Here is a 320-nt window from a genome sequence, read left to right on the forward strand (position 1 = left end):
ATGACGGTACGCTTTGCATTTGACAACAGCTATGCTCGGCTGCCGAGCTCGTTTTATGCGCGTGTTTCCCCGACCCCTGTCTCCGCACCGCACCTCCTCAAGCTTAACCAGGAGCTGGCCGTCCAGCTCGGGCTCAACCCGGTAGAACTCGCCTCGCAGGCGGGTGTTGAGATTCTTGCCGGCAAACGGATTCCCGAAGGTGCCAAGCCGATCGCTACCGCCTATGCCGGACACCAGTTCGGCCAGTTCGTGCCGCAGCTCGGCGACGGAAGGGCAATCCTGCTAGGCGAGATCGTCGATCAGGAAGGAGTGCGCCGGGA

1 protein-coding gene is annotated in these 320 nt (G+C 61.9%); it reads left to right on the top strand.

All coding sequences use genetic code 11. The features are described from left to right. Positions 1-320: protein adenylyltransferase SelO family protein (locus AC0L2R_RS33890; protein ID WP_473514132.1), on the top strand; the 320-nt coding region annotated here is incomplete at its 3' end.

It is taken from the genome of Mesorhizobium sp. WSM4820 (assembly GCF_055811075.1).